Raw genomic sequence first — 23604 nt, 5'->3', positions numbered from 1 at the left:
CTTGCTCCCCTTTTGTACGCTAAGTAAAAAGCTTTTCTATATATTTAATGATCTATGTGGATATATGTTGGATATTGTTTCATTCTCTATTTTTTTGTTTGGTTGAGTTTGATATTTTTGTAACAATTCTTGATATTGAGGCATTAGTTGAGTATATTTCTGCTTTACTTGTTCAAAAAATGCTCCATAATGATTCAAAATTGCTTCTGCTTTAAGAATGAGTTGTTGTTCTTTGCGCATATTCTCTACATGCTGATACAAGCGTTCATAAAACACACGACACATTGGAATCAAAAATATTTTGGAAAATTGATTGTTATGCCATTGATTAAAAGCACTATCAAATGTGGAGAAACTTTCTATTAGCAATTGATGTTGGTTGGAACGAATATATTGATTCATTGCTAGAAAAATACGCTGAATATCAAATAAAGCTTGACTCATATTTTGATGTTCTTTTTCCAATTGTTGAATAGCTGCTGGAATATGATCTTGATTGTATACAGGTTCCGGTGTTTTAAGTGCATTTACATCAATCGTATAAGGTACTAATTGGTGTTTAATAACTTCTTTTAATTCTATAAAAGGAGCACCTGCAATTGCTGCCCCTCCTTTAGTAGTGTTAATTACATTTTGTTTTTTGAACATACGAATATAGATAGACATTTCGTCTCTCATCGACTTAAATGAAGGATTGGTGGCTACTGTTCCTCCATAGACATCTGTAATATATTCAGACTGGTTAGGATCTATTTTTTTTCGAGGATTGATATAATCAATTCCTCCTGCATACTGATAACCATCACGATAAGCGAAGTTTTGTCCAACCAAAATAATAGGTCCACATTGCAGCAAACAAAGTAATTGTAATGTAACGACTGCTATAGAAGATGCATCTCGAATAACAGGATAACCTGTTCGTTGAAACGGAAATAGATAAGAGCCTACAGTATCTTGAGTCGTAATCATGTGTAACTTGGCACCTGGATAATCTGCTAAAATATCTCCACCAATACATGATCCAAAAATGATAGGGATATCCGCAATTTGTTGTTCCATGACTTTAGAAAAGACCTTACCATTCTCAGGATGAGGATCATAACTACAAGCCGCATCTGGATATAGACCGTGGCTGATTAGAGTCGATAGTGCAGACCCTGCTGTAAAGATATACGCAGATTGATCTTTCTTAATTTGTTTGAGATACGGAATCTCTTCCTCTAATGAAGGACCAGCAGATACAAGAACAACAGGTTTATTCTCAAAACTTTTTTTCTTTTGAAAAATATTAGGAGTCTGACATACTTCTTTGAAATTGTTCAAACTATTTTGCATCCAGAACTGACTAAATTTATGACTGACAATTCGATTACCTTTTTTGTGCTTAAGGACATGTTCGAATTCTTGCTTAAATCGCGAAATCTCTTGCTGAAATAAGTATTCATAACTAGGTAATATACATAAAGAAATAGTTCCAGGTGTTTTATCAATAAATTGACGCAAAAATTGGATGGAACTGTTCGGTGAAGTTTCTATCGCCAAGTCTCGCCATTTGGGTGTATCTAATGCTGCAATATTTCCCTGTTTACTAAAGTAATGCACCATTTCAAGTTTTGGTTCATAGACTGAATAAGGTACATCAGGAAACTGTTGTTGAAAATAATTAATATGATGTCCTAAACCAATACCATAAAAAAGCATATGATCTATTTTTTCATTTTTTAATGAATCTAATAAGATTTTAATTTCATTAAATGGATGTTGTTCATGTAGATAGCTCTGTTTGGCTCCATAAGTAATATGTACATTCGATAAATCATCTTGTTCTTGAGCAACTGAAGTAAGTGTTACCGCAGAATTTTCTTGTGGAGCCATACTGATTACTTTCTCAGTATGAGGGAACTTAGCTTTCAAAAATGCCAAACCGGATAAAGAAGTCATTGTATCCTCTTTTCTAATCATAATGTGCATATATCAAAGAGTATGCGCTGTTCTATAAATATCAGCTAAAGCTATCCTTATTTCTCTGAAAAATAGAAAAAGTCGCCAATATTAGAGTTCTTCCCCTAATATCGGCAACTTACGACATTTTTTGAATATTATTCACTCATTTGGATAAACAATAATTTTAAGACTTTCATTTTTGTGATGAATGGCTCGTTCCATCGCTTCTTGTGTGCGAGATAATGGATATTTATCTGTAATAATCAGGTTCGCATCTACTTTACCAGACGAGAGAAATTCGATTCCCATCGGGTATGTATTGGCATAGCGAAATACGCCATAAATATCGATCTCATTATCTGCAATTGCAGGTACATTAACAGGAATTTGATCTTGAGGAGGCAACCCGACGATTACTAATTTACCGCCACGTCTAATAGAAGATAATGCACTTTGCAAAGCTTTGGGATTGCCAGCTGTTTCCCATGCAACGTCTACACCTCTACCATGAGTTAACTCTTTTATTTTCGCTACAGGATCTTCTTCTTTAACATTTATGACTTCAGTTGCACCCATTTTGCGAGCGGCTTCTAAACGGATAGGTTCTAGATCAGTGACGATAATACGTGTAGCCCCAAAACATTTGGCAGCAGCGACAGCCATCAATCCAACCGGCCCCATTCCCATAATCGCTATCGTTGAACCAGGTTGTAGATGACATCTTCTAGCTGCATGAATCCCTACCGAAAATGGTTCATTCATAGCGGCTTCTTCAAAAGAAAGGTGATCTGGAATAGGAAAAACAAAGTCCTGACGCATAACGATATATTGTACAAATGCTCCATCTACAGGAGGTGTCGCCAGAAATTGCACGTCCGGGCATAAATTATAGTCGTCCCTCTTTGCAATATTCGCAATGTCCACAAGTGACTCCCGGTTCAATTGCTACCCGATCTCCGACGTTAAAACGTGATACTTGTTCACCTACACTGACTACAATTCCAGCACATTCATGTCCCAAAATAATTGGCTTTTCTACTACGTATGGACCTATACGTCCATGCTCATAATAATGTACATCTGATCCGCATACTCCTACAGCAATCACTTGAATTAATACCTCATTAGCCTGTGGTGTAGGAACAGGAATATCTTCGATAATGATCTGACCGGGCTCTGTCATTACTGCTGCTTTCATCGTTGCTGGGATTTCAACATGATTCGACATAAAATTTTTTCCTCCCTCTAGCAATCTGCAAAATTCCATGATATGATAGCGCTTACTTACAGATATAGTTTACCATTTAACGACTGTAAGTTGAAATAATCGGTCGTACTTTAGCTAACGAATGTCATGGAATGATTGACGAATATGAAGTGATTCGTCAATATATGGTAAAGAGCGATTGTAATTTTTGATACAAACACTCTTACTTTTTTTCCAGTTGAGGGAGTTGGCTATATGACTGTCAAAATTAAAGATGTTGCAAAAAGAGCCGGCGTATCCGTCACCAGTGTATCCAGAGTGTTGAACGGTGAGAAATATGTTAGCGAAGATATACTAGCACGAGTGAATGAAGCAATTGAAGAACTCAAATACTCTCCTAGTCATATTGCTCGTAGTCTCAAAAAACAGAAAACCAATACGATAGGCGTGATTGTGCCTGATTTAACGTCTAACTTCTACTCTACGATTCTAAGTAGTATTGAAGAAAATGCAAGTAAATACGGCTATAACCTGATCGTCTGCAATATTGCTGAGAACTTGAGTAAAGAACTCAAATACCTGTATATTTTTCAGGAAATGAGAGTCGAAGGCATTATTATTATGCATGAAAAAACAAATGATGATATTGTATCGTTTATCCAAAATGCAACGATGCCGATTTTGTTTTCCAGTGTAAAATCGCCTGACCCTACGTTTATGTCAGTATTGATAGATGATTATCAGGCGGCTTTTGATGCTACTGAATATTTGATCGATGCAGGTCATACTGCTATTTCTTATCTGGGTGGCGATCTACAAGATATTACTTCTGGCCAAAGTCGATATAACGGATTTCGTGATGCGTTAATTAAGCATAAAATAGCGATTAATCCTGATTATATTAAATTTGGTGATTATAAGCTTCCTAGTGGACAAGCGTTGATGAAAGAATTGCTTCAGCTTTCTAATCGTCCAACCGTTGTATTTGCAGCTAGTGATGATATGGCAGTTGGTGCTTTGAATTGTGCACTAGATCAAGGTCTTAAAGTTCCTGATGATATTTCGATTATCGGCTTTGATGGTAGTACAATTACTAATATTGTTCGCCCGGCTATCACCTCTATGCAGCAACCGATCTATGAAATGGGTCAAATTTCTTTAGAAAGTCTACACAAGTTAATTACTCGTCCCAAAACACAACAAAAAACAGATATCGTTTTGCAACATCAACTGGTAATCAGAGATAGTTGTAAAAAAATAAATTAAACTTATTTCAAATTTATACTTGTTATTTATAAAAGTTACGTAATATAATGTCTCATATAAAAACATTTTCTTTAAAAAAACGCTCCTAAGAATACTTCATAAGTTACTTTACCTCACACATCCGTTTATCCTTATCTTATTTATAACTCACAACGTCATCTTATTACTTTCACTTATCGTTTGTTGTACATGGTATCTTACACTCTATCTACATCAGATGGAGTAACAAGCTCATAATGTGGTATCGATTCCAGATAACAGATATCACATTTTTTGATCTTTATGGAATCGATACCATATTATAGAAATTGATGTTACTTTACTTATTTTTTCACCTGCTTAATCTTATAACATAGCTTATACATCTGTATGGTATCGATTCCATAAAAGGGGGAATACAGTTGAAAAAGATAATTGTTGATAACATCTCCGTCTCACCGCTCATTATAGGCACAGGGGATTTATCCAAAATGAATGGTACATGGATATTGGATGAATTTGTAGCTGCTGGTGGAACAACTATCGATATGGCTTATCAATACACCAATAGTGAGGTCATTATTGGGCAATGGATGAAAGAACAACACAATCGTGAGCAACTTGTATTACTTAGTAAATGTGCTCATCCTCTCAAAGGCGAAACCGCACCACGAGTACATCCCGAAGCGATTACTCATGATCTACTTATCAGTCTGGAACGATTAGGAACAGATTATATCGACCTTTATGCTCTACATCGAGATGATGAGTCTGTTGCTGTTGAACCGATTATCGATACACTCAATGAACATGTCTCGAATGGTCTTATTCGTACATTTGGTGCTTCTAACTGGAGTTATCAACGGATACAACAAGCTAATGATTATGCAGAGCAACACGGATTAAAAGGATTTACTTTTAATAGCCCTAATCTTTCTCTTGCTGTCGCTTTGGAAGCGCGCTGGCCTGGTTGTGTATCCGCAGATGAACACACTGTTCAATGGCATCATAACAACCAGCTTCCGCTACTTTCTTGGTCAGCACAAGCCGGTGGATTTTTCTCCGGTGCTTTTGCCCCTGAAGATCGTTCGAATGAAGAAATGGTGCGTGTGTATTATAGCGAACCGAACTGGGAACGTTATCGCCGTGCTGTCATACTAGCAGATGAGAAAAAAGTAACCCCTACACAGATCGCTCTTTATTTTGTACTTCATCGTCCATTCCCTACAGCAGCTATTATTGGCCCTCGCTCTTCCGAAGAATTGGCTCAATCGTTTGCGGTATTGTCGCTCGATATTCATGAATCTGATCTACAATGGCTCAATTTGGAAAGGGATGAACGATGATGATTCAAGATAAATTAGCAGCTCAATTGTTTACGGTACGCAACGAACTCAAACAAGACTTTATATATACGCTAAAAGAACTTCGCAAAATGGGCTGGACAGCGGTACAGATTGATGGATTGCATGGTAATGATCCTGCTGAAATCGCAGCAGTGATGAAAGAAATTGGACTTCGTACTGCTGGAATGCATGTAGGTTTAGAACGAATGAAACACGATCTCGATCAAGTCATTATCGAAGCTGATCTTTTTGAGACACCAGATATGATCTGTCACTCTTTACCGGATGAACACAAAAATGAACAAGGTTATCTGTATGTACGACAGGAGCTACGCAAAGTATCTGCTATCGTTTCCCCTCAAGGTTATCGTGTTGGATTTCATAATCATGATTGGGAATTTCATACGATGATGGAAGGCAAATACGCACTTCAATATTTGCTTGAATACGATGAAGCAACACCTGTATATGCTGAGATCGATACGTATTGGGTCAAAAAAGCGAATCTTGATCCGCTACGTATTATTGAATCGTATGCTCACCGAATGCCTATTTTACACTTTAAAGATATGACAGATGATGATCGTCACTATTTTGCAGAAGTGGGTAGTGGTGTTATCGACTTTGCCCCTATCTTACGCTGGGGCGAACAACATGGTGTAGAATGGTACGCTGTTGAACAAGATTATTGTCCGGGATCACCAATGGATAGCCTAGAATCCAGTCTACATTACTTACGTCAGTTAATCACCACTCTATAAGCTACCCGCATCATTTCGCTATTTATATGTATTCGCCAGTATGAAAGGAGTAGTGCTATGCAAGCCGAACTTGATTCTGTTCCCAAAAAATCAACGAAAAGCAAAAAAGCATCTTCATCAGGATTATGGAAAACGATTGTTGTGAACCGTTATCTGTACCTGATGTTGCTACCATGTCTTATCTTTTTCGTCATCTTCTCCTACCTTCCTATGGCAGGGCTGGTCATGGCATTTAAAGAGTTCCGATTCAATGCCGGGATGTTCGGAGGTCCTTGGGTGGGACTTCGCTACTTCAAATTATTTTTCTCTTATCCTGATGCTACTCAATTGATTTTGAATACATTTATTGTAGGTTTTCTCAAAATTATTGTGTACTTCCCTTTCCCTATCTTACTAGCATTAATGTTAAATGAAGTTCGATCCAAACGATTTAAATCGATAACCCAAACGATCTCCTATCTCCCTTACTTCCTCTCATGGGTTGTTGTTGCCGCTTTTACCAATAAAATCCTTGCTCCTGATGATGGTATTTTCAATCAATTTATGGCTGCTCTCGGTGGCGACGGTAGTATTTTTTACATGATGGATGGCAAGTACTTCTATCTGATTATGTTCCTCACCTATCTCTGGAAAAATATCGGTTGGGGTTCGATCATTTATCTGGCTTCGATGGCAGGAATAGATCCTACTTTATACGAAGCCGCTGAAATGGATGGCGCAAGTAAGTGGCGCAAAATCTGGCATATTACATTGCCTTCGATCCGTCCTACTATCGCGATTTTGTTTATTTTGGATATTGGTAGTCTGTTAACTACAGGGTATGAACAGAACTATTTACTTCGTACTGCAGGTAACTCTGATTACTCCGATATTCTGGATACGTATGTATTGCGAGTAGGTATGATGCAAGGACAATATGGATATGGTGCAGCTGTCGGTTTGTTACAAGGTCTGGTGGGCTTAATTCTCGTTATTGTAACCAATTATCTGGTCAAACGCTTTAGCAAAAATGAAGCAAGTCTCTGGTAGTCCAATAAACCATTTGGAGTGATTTTTGTGAAAACTATTAAACGCCACACTTCACTTACGCTTTGCCTTTTATTGTTTATGGTTGTATTGTTATCTGCTTGTTCTTCAGACAGCAGTGGTAGTGAAGCAACAAGTGACGTTGCCGCTGACGGTCGCAAAAGCGGTGAAGATGGATTTATCGCTAATCGTGATTTAACAGGACGTATTTTTCTTGAAGGCGATGGTGCACAGTTACCCGATGATCAAGTCGGAAATCCGATTGCACTCAAAATCAAAGAAAAAACAGGCATGACAATCAACTGGCAATCTAGCGGTGCGGCTGATGGACTACAAGAGTTAACAGTAGCTCTAGCAACAGGAGATTTGCCCGATGTGATCGAAGCGTATCTCGATCATGGGGGTCGCCCGGAAATGAATGTACTTCTCAAAGGTGCTCGTGAAGGTCTATTCACTGATTTGAGCCCTTACCTCAAAAATACCAAAGTACTCAAAAACTATCTTGATCCTGAATTCTTACCTCGTGATACCAAAGAAAATGTTATGTTCCGTCCTGAATTTGGCGGCAAAGTGTACTTTATTCATATGAATATTCCTGCCAAAAATACAACCGATGAAGATCGTCTTCACTATCGTGCAGGACTATGGATTCGTGCAGATATCGCCAAGGCATTAAATGTCGATCCTTCCAAAATCAAAACACAAGATGATCTATACAATCTAGCACTCAAAATCAAAGCTGGAAATTTCAAAGATAACAATGGTAAACCAATCACTGTTATTGGCCCACGTAAATGGGGCGGTCAGGTGACCAGTACATTATTCAAAAACTTCGACTTCGGTAATGGTACACAATTTGATGTCGAAAATGGACAAGTCAAACATGTAGCTGAAACTGATTATGCTCTCAAAAGTATCGAATTTGTACAAAAACTGTTGAAAGACGGTCTACTGGATAAAGAAGCTTTTAATATGGATGGTGTACGTGCTGAAGAAGCATACAATAACGGCTCTTATGCTATTTCTTCCTATATGAATATCGCTCCAGATTCATTGACAATGTTTGAGAAAACCAAATATTTGCCGATGGATCAGATGGAAAATTACAAAGGCGAAACAGACATTTATGAAAAAGAAAAATCCGGTAGTCAAGTGGTAGCCATTCCTTCTACTACCAAAAATCCAGAGCAAATTATTCAATATATGGATTACCTTGCAAGTAAAGAAGGAAAAGCGCTTTGGAACTATGGGATCGAAGGCGAAGATTACAAAATCAATGATAAAGGACAATATATCTACACTGATAAAGTACTCGATGTAATGAAAAATAATCCAGGCGAAGAACGCAATACCATTCCTTACTTCTGGGGTAGCTTACTTGGCAAAACTGATGTCAATAACAACAAAGACTTTGGTGAATTGATTCGTAGTGCGAATTCCCAGCCAGAACGGTACAAACTGTATTTTGAATTGATGAATTATGGTAATCCAAAATATAAATACTGGGATGGTTACACAGCCGCTTCTTATTTAGCCGAAGTTCCTGATATTGAAGCATCGCTCAAACCTGTACTCGATTCCTATAAAGATGTGTTAGTCCAAGCATTTTTTGCTAAAGATATGACAGAAGCTACGCAAATGTTAAACGATTATCGTCAACAGTTGAAAGATGCAGGTGTCGAGCAATACGAGAAATATTTACAAGATAAATACAATGCCGATCCTTCTTCAGTTGTATTCTATATTGATGCATTTTTCTAAAAATATATGCTGTGATCTAATCGTGATCTACCACTGAACTGCTTAGGGGATGTGTAACCATCCTCTATCAAATTAAAACTGCGGAGGTTATGCAGATGGATAAAGCAGTAGGCAAAGCACCGCTCAATGAGCGCATAGCTATTGCAATCAACTATATGTTACTGGTGGTTTTGTGTCTGGTCATTCTTATGCCACTGGTCAATATTCTGGCGCTTTCTTTGAATGATGGTAAAGATGCTTCACTCGGTGGGATTGCTTTTTGGCCTCGTGTTTTCTCGGTATCTAACTATGTAGAAGTGTTCAAAAATCCAGCGGTACTACAAGGTATGGAAGTGACTTTATTTCGTACGATTTTAGGAACATTTCTAAGTGTATTGCTTACTTCTATGGCAGCCTTTGCACTCAAAAATAAAAATTTACCCGGTGTAGGCATTGCCAGTATATTTATCGTGTTCACGATGTTGTTCAATGGTGGAATTATTCCTTACTTTATGGTTTTGAAAATGTTCCACTTGAACAATACGATCTGGGTATACATTATCCCTACCTTGTATAGCGCATGGAATCTGATTCTAGTTCGTACTTTTTTCCAATCGATAGATCAAAGTATGGAAGAATCGGCTAAGATCGATGGTGCTCATGATTTTCAGGTGTTATTCCGCATTTATATTCCGCTCAGTATGCCGGTATTATCCGTTATCTGTTTGTTTAATGGCGTTATGCACTGGAATGACTGGTTCTCAGGTGCCTTTTATGTTACTGATGAGAAATTAAGACCTTTACAGACTATATTGCAACAGATGTTAACAGCAGCCGAAGCGATGCGCAAAAACTTATCGATGAATGCGATGATGAGCGCAGGCAACTCGGTAACGACCGAATCGATGAAAATGGCGATGGTTATTATTTCAGTCGTGCCGATTGCTACAGTTTATCCGTTTATTCAGAAGTATTTTGTACAGGGTATTATGGTCGGATCGGTCAAAGGATAATTCCACGATCTCTACTGCTGGACGATCACCCTACAGAAATAAAGTACAAAAATCGGGATGCGCTACGTCCTTAAATAAATGAGGGATTATCATTGAACGAAAAACAATACGATGTTGTCTCTATCGGTGATGCTAATATCGATCTGATCGTCGCAGGAAGTGATCAGCTACCTCTTCCAGGGCAAGAAGTGTTTGTGAAAAATATGCTTATTCATATTGGTGGAGGTGCTGCTCTATTCTCGATGGCACTTGCCAAAATGGGGCTTAAAGTTGCTTTTAACGGGGTTCTGGGCAGTGATTACTACGGTCGTTTTATTTTGGATGAATTCAGTGAATTGAATATTGATACTTCTTATATTCGTCAGAGTGAAGAAAATAATACAGGCATTTCGATTGCGATCAATCCTGAACATGATCGTTCATTTATCACTTATATGGGCTCTAATGCTGAAGTGCGTATGGAAGACTTGAACGAAAACAGTATGCGATACGGTCGCCATGTTCATTTAACCGGCTATCAAGGTAGTCGTAATCATGATGCTTATCTACAAATGATCAAAAAAATCAAATCGTTTGGTGCTACGATTTCGTTCGATGTCGGTTGGGATGATAGTGGTGAATGGTATAGCGGTATTTTTGAAATTATGAAAGAAGTCGATATTTTCTTTCTCAATGAACTTGAAGCATTACATTACACAGGCTGTACCGAGATTCGTGAATCGATTAACCAAATGTCGCAACATGCGAAACATTTGGTTGTTAAAATGGGCTCACGCGGAGCAGTTTCTGTTCAACAGCATCATATGGTCTACCGCTCTGCGTATACGATTACAGCTGTAGATACGACAGGTGCTGGCGATAGTTTTAATGCAGGGTATATGTATGGCGTATTGACAGGGCATGATAGAGGAGAATGTCTACAATATGGCAACGCTTGTGGAGCACTTTCTGTATCGGCTTATGGTGGCAATACTGGTATACCTGATCAAGCAGGCGTAGAAGATTTTATTGCCAGACAAGCTGGACATATTGCAGATGATTGGGAAGTTATTGTCTGATCAAAGGAGGCACACTATGTTTTTCACAGAAGATAAATTAAAAAAACGTCTACAGCAACTAGAACCGCTCCGTTATCGGGATGCTTTTGAAGTGCCCGAGTATATCGCCATCGAAGATATTATAGGTGAAAATGGTATGCGTCCTCCAACAGCAACGTTAAACCATCAAAATACAAGTATAAGAACAGGTGATTTTTGGAAAGGCAGAGACCGTTATCTATGGCTCTCTGCCTCTGTTAACGTTCCTGTAGAATGGTGTCATCGAACAGTGGTCGGTTTATTTGACTTCGGTATTACAGAAGGCGGTAACAATGGTGGATTTGAATCGTTAGCTTATTGGAATCATCAACCTTATCAAGGTGTAGATAGTAATCATATCGAGATGATTCTACCGGTAGGTTACTCTGGTGAAGCACGACTGGATTTTCGTTTATGGTCAGGGCTTGAAGGTGGTGGCCCTCCGCGCGAAATGAATCATCAGATAAAGCAATCACAGATCGCATGGTTAGATCGCCAAGTCGATACCTTTTTTTATACAGCCAAAGCGATATTACAGACGATTACGATCTTATCAGCCACAGTATATGAGCGTTCCGCATTGCTTCAATGTCTGGATAAAGCTTTTCACCATATCAACTGGTCGAAGCCCGGCTCAGATTCTTTCTATGAATCGGTTTATATCGCTGCCGATCAATTAGATCAACAATTGACCACGATGAAGCAAAATCATCCGGTGACTGTTACAGCTCTTGGACATACCCATATTGATGTAGCATGGTTATGGCGCTTAAAGCATACCCGCGAAAAAGCAGCTCGTTCCTTTTCGACCGTACTTCGTTTAATGGAACATGATCCTGATTATATTTTTCTTCAGACTCAACCACAACTGTATGAGTATATTAAGCAAGATTATCCAGATATTTATGAGAAAATCAAAGAAAGAATTAGTGAAGGTCGCTGGGAAGCTGGCGGTGGTATGTGGGTAGAAGCGGATTGTAATCTAACCTCTGGCGAATCGCTAGTACGGCAATTTTTATTTGGGACTCGCTTTTTTGAACAAGAATTTGGCGTATCCAGCAGTTATCTATGGTTACCCGATGTATTTGGTTATAGCTGGGCGTTACCGCAGATTTTGAAAAAATCAGGTTTTGATACATTTATGACGACCAAAATCAGTTGGAATCAAGTCAATCGGATGCCTCATGATACTTTTCAATGGCGTGGGATTGATGGGTCAGAAGTGTTAACTCACTTTATAACCACACCGGATGATTGGGAAGATGGCAATTCTTTCTTTTACACCTATAACGGATTGATCGAAGCTCAGACTGTTCAAGGCATCTGGAATAGTTATCAGGATAAAGAAGTGAATCAGAACCTTCTATTATCGTATGGCTATGGTGATGGCGGCGGTGGGGTTACACGTGAAATGTTAGAACTTCGTCGTCAGTTGGATCGTATACCGGGTGTTCCTCAAGTCACTACCGGGCGTGCTGATGAATATTTTGAACAGTTAAATTCAACCTTTGATCATACCGATCGTTATGTGCATACATGGGATGGTGAACTATATCTTGAATATCACCGGGGAACCTATACCAGTCAAGCCTATAACAAAAAAATGAATCGCAAATTAGAGTTATTATATCGGGAAACAGAATGGCTACAAACATTCAGTAGTGTACTTGCTACAGACTGGTCAACCTACGCTCAACAGTCAATCAATGAAGGTTGGAAAATTATTTTACGCAATCAATTCCATGATATTATTCCTGGATCTTCGATTGCAGAAGTGTATGAAGATAGTACCAAAGAATATGCCGAAGCGTTACAGATCGGTCAACAAGCTTGGTCAGCTGCTTCCACCACATTAACAACAACCGACGATCATAGTATCACTGTATTTAACAGTTCTTCTTGGGCAGTTTCCCCTACTGTTCATATTCCATTTGCTTTATGTGGAATAGAAGATTATATCTGGACAGACGATCAACAACATCTACTGCAAGCACAACGTACCGATGATTACTGGATTGTACAGACATCGACTATTCCTGCACTTGGTGTAAGTACAATTCATTACAAGACTATAGATAGTTCCGACGATAACGGTATGGTAGATTCTATTCCTTTCTTATATGAAGAAGGTACATTGGTCACTCCTTATTATGAATTAAAGTGGAATGCACAAGGACAACTAATAAGTATTATGGACTTGGAAAATGTACGTCAGGTGCTTGCTCCTGATGCTCGTGGTAATGTGTTTCAATTATTTGAAGATAAGCCTATGAACTTTGACTCCTGGGATATCGATATCTTTTATCAAGAAAAAATGGAAGAAATCAATCATCTCATCTCGGTACGTCTGTTAAGCACAGGTCTATTACAGACCACTGTTGAATTTGTCTGGCAGTATGATGAGACAGTGATTACGCAGCGATTAACCGTATATGCTCGCAGTCGCCGGATCGATTTCCAGACACATGTCGATTGGAAAGAACGTCAAAAATTACTCAAAGTTGCATTTCCTGTACAGATTCGATCTACAGAAGCAACTTATGATATCCAATTCGGTAATGTAAAACGTCCGACACACTGGAATACTAGCTGGGATTGGGCACGATTCGAAAGTGTAGGTCATCAATGGGCAGACTTATCAGAGCGCAATTATGGAGTCAGTCTGCTGAATGATTGTAAGTATGGTTATGATATTAAAGACAATGTGATGCGTCTATCATTACTAAAATCAGCCATCTATCCTGATCCTCATGCAGATTATGGACAACATGAATTTACGTATTCACTGTATCCTCATGCTGGAGATTGGTTAACCGGTCATACTGTTCAAGAAGCTTGGGCGTTAAATCAACCTTGCCAGATCGCTTTAGGCAAAGCTCAAGTATTCAATACAGATCGTTCATCGTTCTCGATGTTCACTTTATCCGCTTCCCACGTTATGGTCGATGCAGTCAAAAAAGCAGAAGATCACAATCTAATTGTGCTTCGTATTCATGAATACGGTGGTATTCGTTCCCCTCTTCATATTACGAGTGATCTTCTTATCGATAGCTGGCAAGAATGTAATCTGATGGAACAACCGATTGGAGAAATTCATCATACTCCATTATCGCTAGAAATCTCACCTTATGAGATTCGTACTTTTCTTATATCAATTCAAGGGGGATAACCTATGAATACTCAGCCCCCTTTGCCACTGACAACAGCAATGAATACGTATATTCAACACATTGAACAACAATTGGAACATCTGCCTGTATTACAGGGGATGTTCCGTCAGTGTTATGCCAATACGTATGAGACGACCTTACAACGATTAGCCGATGGCAGTACATTTGTGATTACAGGCGATATTCCAGCGATGTGGTTACGAGATTCCACAGCTCAAGTACGGCATTATTTGCCTGTAGCTGTGCATGATACTGAAGTGGCTGATATGATCGCAGGTGTAATTCGTCGCCAGATCTTTTATATCGGGATTGATCCTTATGGAAATGCTTTTAATATCGAAGATAATGATCATCGGTATGATATCGATCTGACAGAACTAAATGGCTGGGTATGGGAACGTAAATATGAGATTGATTCCCTTTGTTACCCGATTCAACTTAGCTATTTGTTCTGGAAAGCTACAGGACGTACAGATCTATTTGATGAATCTTTTCGCACCGTGCTCCACCGGATTATCGATCTCTGGCGTTGTGAACAACATCATGATGATCATTCTCCTTATGTATTTATGCGTGAAGATTGCCCTCCTTCGGATACACTTCGTAATCAGGGTAAAGGTATGCCTACTTCATATACAGGTATGACGTGGTCAGGATTTCGCCCTAGTGATGATGCATGTACATTTGGATATCTGATTCCATCTAATATGTTCGCATCGGTTGTGCTTGGTTATATAGCAGAAATCGCAATCGACATGTATCATGATGAGCGCCTGGCAACTAAAGCTTTGCGTTTACAAGAAGAAATCGATTTTGGAATCGAAAATTACGGTACTGTAATTCATCCGCAATATGGCAAAATCTATGCCTATGAAACAGATGGACAAGGCAATCATAATCTAATGGATGATGCCAATGTCCCTAGCTTATTATCTATTCCTTATTTGGGTTATCGTGCTGTCGAGGATAAGGTATATCAGAACACACGTGCATTTGTATTGAGTGAACACAACCCTTATTATTTTACAGGTATAGCCGCAAGTGGCATTGGTAGCCCGCATACACCGACTGATTATATTTGGCATATTGCGTTGTCGATGCAAGGACTCACTTCGACCGATCCGTTAGAAATAAAATCAATTCTCGATACTCTCGCTAGCACTCATGCCGATACAGGCTTTATGCATGAAGGATTTCACAAAGACGATCCTACAAAGTTTACCCGCCCGTGGTTTGCATGGGCAAACAGTTTATTTGCTGAATTGGTTAGCCAGTACGCACTTCAATCCAGTAAGGAGCCCTCTTCCCCCTATGAATACGACCATTCCTAGCTATTGGAAAGACCTGAATGTATTGCAAGTGAATCGTGAACCTGCTCGATCTTATTATATTCCGTATGCGGATATACCAAGCGCACATACTCGTCAACGCGGAAAATCTCCTTTTTACAAGTCTTTAAATGGAGGTTGGCAATTCCGTTATTATGGTACAGTGCGAGATGTAGAACCTGCTTTTTTTATGCCAGAATATGATGTACACGCATGGGATTCTTTGCTTGTTCCTTCTTGCTGGCAGACCAATGGATATGATCAACAACATTATACGAATCTTAGTTACCCGTTTCCTTGTGATCCTCCTTTTATCCCAGATCAGAATCCAGCTGGTGCTTATGTAAAAGAAATCCGCTTGCAACAAGGCTGGCAAGAACGAGAATCGTATATTGTATTTGAAGGTGTTCAATCTTGTATGTACTTGTGGATCAATGGACAGTTTGTCGGATACAGTCAGGGTAGCCGTATGCCTGCTGAATTTCGTGTTACTCCTTATTTACAAGAAGGAGTGAACCGTATCGCTGTACTGGTACTAAAATGGTGTGATGGTTCTTATCTGGAAGATCAAGATATGTGGCGTTATAACGGGATTTTTCGCGATGTTTACCTGCTGACACGCGACTCTCAACATATACGTGATGTATTTGTACAACAGTCATTGGATTATGACTATGATCATTACCATCAAGCCCGACTCGATATCCAATTGGAATGTTCTACACTGGTAACAGCGAACGAACATCTGGAAGTGCAAGCGATTCTGCTGGCACCGGATGGCTCCGAATTGTTAACGACAACTGCTTTAGTAGATCAGACTGCAACGGTCACTATGGAGATCACTCATCCGATTCTTTGGAATGCAGAATCTCCTGCACTGTATACTTTGTATATCAAATCCGGTCAAGAAGTTCTGCGATTTGCAGTAGGTTTACGTCAGATTGAGATTACAGAAGATGGCGTATTTCAGATAAATAAACAACCACTTAAATTAAAAGGGGTAAATCGTCATGATTCTCACCCTGAGCTTGGACAGACGATTCCTCTTCAACATATGCTGACTGACCTACAGTTAATGAAACAACATAATATTAATACAATTCGTACTTCTCATTACCCTAATGATCCTAAATTTATGGAGTATTGTGATGAATATGGCTTCTATGTTATCGATGAAGTCGATCTAGAATGTCATGGTATCGGTATTCCTGAAGATTTTGCTGATGGGGCTTTTCATCAATTATCGGTCAATCCTGACTGGAAAGAATCCTTTGTTGAACGTGCAGTACGCTTAATCGAACGCGATAAAAATTTCTCTTCTGTAATCATGTGGTCGATGGGCAATGAATCAGGTTACGATATCAATCATATTGCGATGGCTAGATGGACACGTGAACGCGATCCTTCTCGTCCAGTCCATTATGAAGGTGCGGCGCCTATATACAAAGGGCATGAAGATGTAAGCGTTCTGGATGTAGAGAGTCGTATGTATACTTCGCCTGCTGAGATTATTGCGTATGCTAGTGATAACAACAATACCAAGCCTTTATTTCTTTGTGAATACAGTCATGCTATGGGAAATGGACCCGGTGATCTGAAGCAATACTGGGATGCTATTTATGCTTATCCCAAATTGATGGGTGGCTGTGTCTGGGAATGGGTCGATCATGGTATTGCTCAAGTAAGTGCAAACGGGCAATCGTATTATGCGTACGGAGGAGATTTTGGAGATAAGCCTAACGATGGTCATTTCTGTATCGATGGTCTGGTGTCGCCTGATCGTAAGCCACATGCAGGATTATTAGAACTCAAACAAATTATGGCTCCTGTGCGTATTGAATCATTAATTACAGTAGAAGGAAATACACGCTCTGCTATCGGGAATCAATTTAGCATTACCAATCTATACGATTTCACCGATGTATCTCACTTGGTACTACACTGGAAAATCGAAGATGAAGGTCTGCTTATCGAGCAAGGAACTATACTTATGCCTGCTATCGCTCCACAGCATTCGGCTACGATCACTGTTCCTACTTCTGCTCTGCAATACAATACTCATCCTCTGCGTTATCTTACATTCTCTGTGCTGACAAATACAGAACAGGTCTGGGCGCCGATCGGTTATGAGATTGCATTTGCTCAATTCCATATTCCTGTTGATCCTGTAGCGATAACAGAGTTTTCTACCAAGAACGATTCTGAATATCATCTATTGGTAGATCATCCATTACAGACTAACGAATCTTATGGACGCTTAGTTATTGAAGGTATAGATTTCCGTTACGTCTATGATCTGGAACGTGGACAATTTACAGAATGGAGCAAATCGGGAGTTCCATTACTGCAACAGCCGACAGCATTTACTATCTGGAGAGCACCGATTGATAACGATATGCATATCAAAGAAAAATGGTTAGATAACGGGTACGATCATCTCGCAACCAAAGTGTATAATAGCCATTGGTCATGTGTAGCAGAGCAATCAGTGATCATTACTACTTCTTTTTCACTGTCTTCTTATAGTCAATATCCTGTGTTGCGTGGTGAAGCATGGTGGACGATTCAAAGTGATGGCAGACTAGAGTTCAAAGTCAAAGTCAGTGTACTGGATACCGCTCCATTTCTACCCCGATTTGGCTTATTGCTTGCTATGCCCGCAGGAACAGAATATATAGATTATTTTGGACGTGGCCCGCATGAAAGTTATATAGATAAGCATCACAGTACACGTTTTGGAAAATATGAAAAAACAGTCGATGATCTCTTTTACCATTATATTATGCCTCAGGAAAATGGATCACGCTTTGAAACGCAATGGATGAGTGCTACGCAAGCGATGGGTGCCGGGCTTTATTTTACAGGTTCTCAACCTTTTTCTTTCAATGCTTCTCATTACACGACAACAGACATCATGCAGGCAAAACATACTTATGAACTGATTCGCCGACCAGAAACGTTTATCCATCTGGATTATAAAATGAGTGGCGTTGGCTCAAATTCTTGTGGACCTCAACTGGCTGAAAAGTATCAATTACAGGAAAAAGAGTTTGTTTTTGATATGCAGATTATGCCTTTTTTTAAAGAAGTATAGTGAAAAGGATTAAATCTTAATCCTCTGTGTAGTCTTAACAGAGAAATAGATTTAATCCTTTTTTGTATAGACACTATTATTTGAAAGACTTTAATTTCTATATCTGAGCTGATGTTATCGGGTGAGATAAGGCTTCAGGTGTACGCAGTTTACCGTCCCCTTTTTCCCATAACCAGAGGATTGAAGTCACTCCGCGTGGATAGTATTTGCTACCGCTAATAATGCCGGATATAATCTGGTCACTCCAACACCAGTAAGAATACTCTGGATGGGTCAGCCATTCTACATGAGCAGCATCTGCTGTAAGCCCCTGTTCATCCCATGTTAATCCCATAATCTCACGTGCTATAAATTGTGACAGATAGATTTTACTAAGCCATGAATTGTTACTTGTCGATGATAATTTCCAAGCGCCATTATCAAACAAACATGTTCCTTTGACCAGTACAGTATTCAAATGAGTATGCAGTGCTTGAAGATAATCTGCAAATCGTCCATCACGTTCAAGCGCTTTGGCACAGCCTGTAAAATAAGGAAATACCAATCCTTCGATCGCTGGAATAATCTGCGAATCATTGCCTTCACCTATAACTGCTGGAATATACCCTTGCTCATTCAACTGAGCCGTTACTGTTGCAGCGCAGCGATCTGCTTGTGCTCCTGCTTGCTCTGCATATTCCGTCTGCCCTTCCTCAACAAATAATTTTTCTAATGCCAAGTAGACTGCCCAGCATTTACCTGCCAGATAAATATTGTTACGAGATTGACCGAGCGATACATCTAGACTGTCATACGTTGTAATCTCAGCTCCGCCTTGTGTACGATTGCTATCTAATCCCATCAGACCGTTACGTTGCTCTGGATCTGGATGATCCCGGTGAAGCATACTTTGCAATCCATCTTGCAGTATATTCATATATTTTTGCTTAAAATCATGGTCTTTGGTCTGCTCGATATACGTTAATGCACAGCAAAGCCAGTTGATCAATTCTTCATGACTCATATAAGAGAAACAATCATCAATTCCTGCTAACTCATAAGCTGAATACTGTGGACGAGAAAAATGATTGGCTATGCCAACATCATGTGTAAATGATAACCCACCCGGATAGGCTGTCCGATCTTGTGGAAAGCACACTTGATCATAATAACTATATTGCTCCACAAAAAGTTCTAATTCATTACGTACAGTCCATGGATTCATGATCAGCTCGTAATACAATTGATCAGCAGTAAGATCGAGTGTATTCATCATCCGGTATTCACCTTCATTGACGATCCAGAGCGGTTGGTGATCGACTGTCTGTAACAATTGAGTACTACCATAATAACTATGAATCGATTGTGCCACCATAAAATGCTGATCTGGATTAAGCTTATTACTTTCACCAATCCACTTATTCGCTTGTTCACAAGCATCAATCAACGATTCCCAGTTGTGTAGCGCATATGTACCTACCTCTTCTATACGCTTAAAATAACGGGTGTAATAATAAGAAGTATCTATTCCTGTAGTCACTATGCCATCTCTATAAAAGCAGATCGCTAACCGGAAAGTACGCTTTTGCCCTGCGGGTACATCCATCAGTAGCGCGCCTACAATCCCTAGACCAAAATATAAATTATTAGCAAATGTTTCTTGCAATACTTTTTCAATACCAAATCCAAGTGCTGGTGTTACCTCTGGATCATCGCATAGAATGGCTGTCTGTCTTCCTTGTCCTACTCCTACATAGGAGTCATTTGCTTGATCATCTGCTCCGCTAATGACACGCATTGAGCGATAAGGATCACTTCCTTCATATCCAAAAAAAGCTCGTCTGCTTGTTTTACCTTCTGTATTATCAATCGTCATTTCGGCAAATACAGCAGGAACGATAGCTGATTGGAGTTCTTCGTCACTTGCATGTGCAGGATCAGGAACAGGGCGCACAGAAGAATAAATTTTAAAAGTAAGATCGCCAGCTGTCCATGTATCTGTAGCTATATCTAAGGTACGCTCGATTTGTTCGTCTTGATAATGAACTAACGATATTGCTGACGAATCATTTGTCTGTTTTTCCTTTTCTACATCATAACGAGAACTTTCATCTTCCACTTGAGTAAAAAAAGGTAGTGCTTCATACGTAGATCCATCTCTTGATTGTAATCCGATATAGATATTCTCATCCGCCGGTTTGCCAAGTTCTAGACCCAGTCCTCCTTTGGCTCCTTTGAATCCTAATGTAAAGCTAGCAAATGCACCGATTGGAGAATGTTGTACATTATAAAATGAATTTTTTATCATTTCATGTAACCCCTTTCATTTTGATAAGTATCCGTGTATGCTATCAGTAATTACCTTAATAGTTCAGATTTATCCTAACAAACTACATTCTGTAATACCATTTCCAAATCGCTCCACTATTTACCCAAATCAAGCATTATAGTGAGATTGGAGGTTGTCCATGTCTACTTCCTTTATTCCACCCGAATGGGGACAAAGTCTAGCTGAGACCATTTTTCCCGATGTGCAGACAACAATGAATTTGTTCGGTATTCACTTGCGTACTGTCAGTACAGATTGGCAATATCCTATTCACGATCATCCACAATATGAGATTAATTATGTGTTAGAAGGTCAACAATTAATGACTGTTGGCTCTCAAAGCTATGTTCAGCAAAAGGGCGATCTGATGATTCTTCCACCCGGTACTTCTCATTCCAGTCGCACGATCGAAGGACAGTCTTTTACGTATTTTTGTATTCATTTCGATATTGATGATCGTTTATTTCTATCTTTGTTAGAGCGATTGAATCAAGTCATGTTCAAACAATCCAGTGCAGTAGCTCAAGCGATGCAACCATACTTACTCAAAATTGCCAATCCTATCGAACATACAGATGAACATATCATTACGCGTCGAATGCATCTGCAAGCTGCGGTATTTGAATTGTTTGGTGTCCTTTGGGAAGCGATATCTAATGAAGCGGCTGGTCTTGCTCCTGCTAGTTATGCTCATGTCGAGATGGCACATCAGATTGCTGCTCGATTACAAGGGATAGCTAATCGAAATATTGCTCAACTGGAAGCGACTTCTGATTCTCATTATGGGATTGATGATATTGCAGCAGAACTAGGTATCAGCCCTTCTCATTGCAATCGAATTTTTCATCAGGTATTTGCGATTTCTCCACGTAGCTACTTATCTAATCTTGTGCTTCACAAATCCAAATTATTATTGTCCGATCAACGAATGTCGATACAAGATATCGCTTCGATTTTGGGGTATCGCGATATTGCTCATTTTAGCAGGCAATTCAAGCGCTGGTCGGGTATATCGCCCAGTCATTATCGCAAAAATCAAATGATGATGCCTTCCGAATGGAAAGCCTAACTATGAACTTGCTCTCCTACTGGCGGGCAAGTTCGTTGTTGTGTAATGAATATTCTTACTTTATTGTTATAGTTATACTTATTTTATACAATTCAGGATATGCACTATAAACGTTGGAGGTGTTATCGTAATGAAAATGGTATTCAGATGGTTCGGCGAGCATAACGATACCGTCACATTAGAACAGATTCGGCAGATTCCCGGAGTCGAAGGCATTGTCTGGGCACTGCATGATGTGCCTGTTGGTGAAGTATGGTCGCAAGAACGGATTCATGAGATTCAGGCGACTGCCAATCGTTATGGTCTACATACGCATGTTGTTGAGAGCGTTAACATTCATGAAGATATCAAGCTTGGATTACCTTCACGCGATCAGTATATTGCCAATTACAAACAAACCATTATCCATTTGGCTGAAATTGGAGTACAAGTCATTTGTTATAATTTTATGCCTATTTTCGATTGGTTACGTACCGATCTACATCGTCCTGCGGCAGATGGCTCTACTTCTCTTTTTTATGAGAAAAGTAAAATCGAAAATATCGATCCACTGGAATTAGTAGCCCAGATCAATGCCAATTCTGCATTAACGATGCCCGGCTGGGAACCTGAACGGTTAACCCATTTAACCGAATTGTTCAAAGCTTATGAAGGATTTACCGAAGAGGATTTGTGGAATAATTTACAGTACTTTTTGGATGAGATTATTCCTGTCGCTGAAGCAAATGGTATCCAAATGGCCATTCATCCTGATGATCCACCGTGGTCGATTTTTGGTCTGCCTCGTATTATTCGCAGTCAGGATAATATTCGGCGCTTTTTGCACATGTATAATAGTCCGTCACATGGCATCACATTATGCAGTGGTTCACTTGGAGCTAATCCAGAAAATGATATTGTATCGATGGTACATGAATTTGCAGATCGAATTCCATTTACCCATTTGCGTAATGTCAAAGTGGAAGAGAACGGCGATTTTGCAGAAACGTCTCATCGTACACAAGATGGCACAGTGAATCTAACAGGGATTGTACAGGCATATCAAGAAGAAGGATTTACAGGATATTGCCGACCGGATCATGGCAGACATATCTGGAATGAAGAATGTCGACCGGGTTACGGGTTGTATGACCGTGCTTTGGGTATTATGTATCTATGGGGATTGTGGGATTCATTTCAATATAAGCATTCTTGAACGTTGTAACACCCAAAGAAGCATTATGTGAAAGGAAGGGATACCTTTGAGCCAATCTTTTACAGGAAAAGACGATTATCAT

General features: G+C 39.4%; 14 protein-coding genes and 1 pseudogene. 12 read left to right on the top strand and 3 right to left on the bottom strand.

Annotation, left to right across the window (positions count from 1 at the left end; translation table 11 throughout):
* Nucleotides 1-36: 36 nt before the first annotated feature.
* Both QE450_RS01550 and QE450_RS01545 read right to left on the bottom strand, forming a co-directional pair.
* Nucleotides 37-1941: a motility associated factor glycosyltransferase family protein gene (locus tag QE450_RS01550; RefSeq protein WP_307296255.1), complete on the bottom strand. Its 1905-nt coding sequence runs from the start codon at nucleotides 1939-1941 to the stop codon at nucleotides 37-39.
* Nucleotides 1942-2103: 162 nt separating this feature from the next.
* Nucleotides 2104-3172, bottom strand: a pseudogene (locus QE450_RS01545) (NAD(P)-dependent alcohol dehydrogenase).
* Nucleotides 3173-3406: 234 nt separating this feature from the next.
* Here QE450_RS01545 and QE450_RS01540 point away from each other — a divergent pair.
* From QE450_RS01540 to QE450_RS01495, 10 genes are all read left to right on the top strand, one after another.
* Nucleotides 3407-4417 (top strand): LacI family DNA-binding transcriptional regulator, encoded by a 1011-nt coding sequence (locus tag QE450_RS01540; protein WP_307296253.1) that lies wholly within the window; start codon nucleotides 3407-3409, stop codon nucleotides 4415-4417.
* 401 nt (nucleotides 4418-4818) lie between these two features.
* Nucleotides 4819-5742 (top strand): aldo/keto reductase, encoded by a 924-nt coding sequence (locus QE450_RS01535; protein ID WP_274170785.1) that lies wholly within the window; start codon nucleotides 4819-4821, stop codon nucleotides 5740-5742.
* Nucleotides 5739-6503: a sugar phosphate isomerase/epimerase family protein gene (locus tag QE450_RS01530; RefSeq protein ID WP_307296248.1), complete on the top strand. Its 765-nt coding sequence runs from the start codon at nucleotides 5739-5741 to the stop codon at nucleotides 6501-6503. The genes QE450_RS01535 and QE450_RS01530 overlap by 4 nt, the downstream gene beginning before the upstream one ends.
* Before the next feature lie 57 nt (nucleotides 6504-6560).
* Nucleotides 6561-7532, top strand: coding sequence for an ABC transporter permease (locus tag QE450_RS01525; RefSeq protein ID WP_274170787.1), 972 nt, complete (start codon nucleotides 6561-6563; stop codon nucleotides 7530-7532).
* Nucleotides 7533-7559: 27 nt separating this feature from the next.
* Nucleotides 7560-9290 (top strand): extracellular solute-binding protein, encoded by a 1731-nt coding sequence (locus QE450_RS01520; RefSeq protein WP_273615104.1) that lies wholly within the window; start codon nucleotides 7560-7562, stop codon nucleotides 9288-9290.
* Nucleotides 9291-9385: 95 nt separating this feature from the next.
* Complete coding sequence (locus tag QE450_RS01515) at nucleotides 9386-10282, top strand: carbohydrate ABC transporter permease (protein WP_273615103.1); 897 nt, start codon at nucleotides 9386-9388, stop codon at nucleotides 10280-10282.
* A 92-nt stretch (nucleotides 10283-10374) separates the two neighbouring features.
* Entirely contained in the window at nucleotides 10375-11340 is a 966-nt protein-coding gene (locus tag QE450_RS01510) for a carbohydrate kinase family protein (protein ID WP_307296242.1), read from the top strand.
* A 16-nt stretch (nucleotides 11341-11356) separates the two neighbouring features.
* A complete protein-coding gene (locus tag QE450_RS01505; protein ID WP_307296239.1) occupies nucleotides 11357-14527 on the top strand; it encodes an alpha-mannosidase in 3171 nt (1056 codons plus the stop codon).
* 3 nt (nucleotides 14528-14530) lie between these two features.
* Nucleotides 14531-15859, top strand: coding sequence for a glycoside hydrolase family 125 protein (locus tag QE450_RS01500; RefSeq protein WP_373461898.1), 1329 nt, complete (start codon nucleotides 14531-14533; stop codon nucleotides 15857-15859).
* On the top strand, nucleotides 15840-18950 hold the full coding sequence (locus QE450_RS01495) for a glycoside hydrolase family 2 TIM barrel-domain containing protein (RefSeq protein WP_307296237.1): 3111 nt from the start codon (nucleotides 15840-15842) through the stop codon (nucleotides 18948-18950). Before QE450_RS01500 ends, QE450_RS01495 begins: the two co-directional genes overlap by 20 nt.
* Before the next feature lie 97 nt (nucleotides 18951-19047).
* Here the strand turns inward: QE450_RS01495 and QE450_RS01490 are convergent, their stop codons facing one another.
* A complete protein-coding gene (locus tag QE450_RS01490; protein ID WP_307296236.1) occupies nucleotides 19048-21237 on the bottom strand; it encodes a glycoside hydrolase family 52 protein in 2190 nt (729 codons plus the stop codon).
* Nucleotides 21238-21397: 160 nt separating this feature from the next.
* Here QE450_RS01490 and QE450_RS01485 point away from each other — a divergent pair, with 160 nt between their 5' ends.
* On the top strand, nucleotides 21398-22327 hold the full coding sequence (locus tag QE450_RS01485) for an AraC family transcriptional regulator (RefSeq protein ID WP_274170793.1): 930 nt from the start codon (nucleotides 21398-21400) through the stop codon (nucleotides 22325-22327).
* Nucleotides 22328-22457: 130 nt separating this feature from the next.
* Entirely contained in the window at nucleotides 22458-23522 is a 1065-nt protein-coding gene (gene uxuA / locus QE450_RS01480; RefSeq protein ID WP_307296228.1) for a mannonate dehydratase, read from the top strand.
* Nucleotides 23523-23604: the final 82 nt, after the last annotated feature.

The organism is Paenibacillus sp. SORGH_AS_0306, assembly GCF_030819345.1.
GTDB lineage: Bacteria > Bacillota > Bacilli > Paenibacillales > Paenibacillaceae > Saccharibacillus > Saccharibacillus kyungheensis.
This window is presented reverse-complemented; position numbering and strand designations above follow the sequence as displayed.

What these genes read in the sequence shown, in the direction of transcription:
- QE450_RS01530 (WP_307296248.1), top strand. Translation starts at nt 5,739, where the DNA reads ATGATGATTCAAGATAAATTAGCAGCTCAATTGTTTACGGTACGCAAC.
- QE450_RS01540 (WP_307296253.1), top strand. Translation starts at nt 3,407, where the DNA reads ATGACTGTCAAAATTAAAGATGTTGCAAAAAGAGCCGGCGTATCCGTC.
- QE450_RS01495 (WP_307296237.1), top strand. Translation starts at nt 15,840, where the DNA reads ATGAATACGACCATTCCTAGCTATTGGAAAGACCTGAATGTATTGCAA.
- QE450_RS01525 (WP_274170787.1), top strand. Translation starts at nt 6,561, where the DNA reads ATGCAAGCCGAACTTGATTCTGTTCCCAAAAAATCAACGAAAAGCAAA.
- QE450_RS01515 (WP_273615103.1), top strand. Translation starts at nt 9,386, where the DNA reads ATGGATAAAGCAGTAGGCAAAGCACCGCTCAATGAGCGCATAGCTATT.
- QE450_RS01550 (WP_307296255.1), bottom strand. Translation starts at nt 1,941, where the DNA reads ATGACTTCTTTATCCGGTTTGGCATTTTTGAAAGCTAAGTTCCCTCAT.
- QE450_RS01490 (WP_307296236.1), bottom strand. Translation starts at nt 21,237, where the DNA reads ATGATAAAAAATTCATTTTATAATGTACAACATTCTCCAATCGGTGCA.
- QE450_RS01500 (WP_373461898.1), top strand. Translation starts at nt 14,531, where the DNA reads ATGAATACTCAGCCCCCTTTGCCACTGACAACAGCAATGAATACGTAT.
- QE450_RS01505 (WP_307296239.1), top strand. Translation starts at nt 11,357, where the DNA reads ATGTTTTTCACAGAAGATAAATTAAAAAAACGTCTACAGCAACTAGAA.
- QE450_RS01485 (WP_274170793.1), top strand. Translation starts at nt 21,398, where the DNA reads ATGTCTACTTCCTTTATTCCACCCGAATGGGGACAAAGTCTAGCTGAG.
- uxuA (WP_307296228.1), top strand. Translation starts at nt 22,458, where the DNA reads ATGAAAATGGTATTCAGATGGTTCGGCGAGCATAACGATACCGTCACA.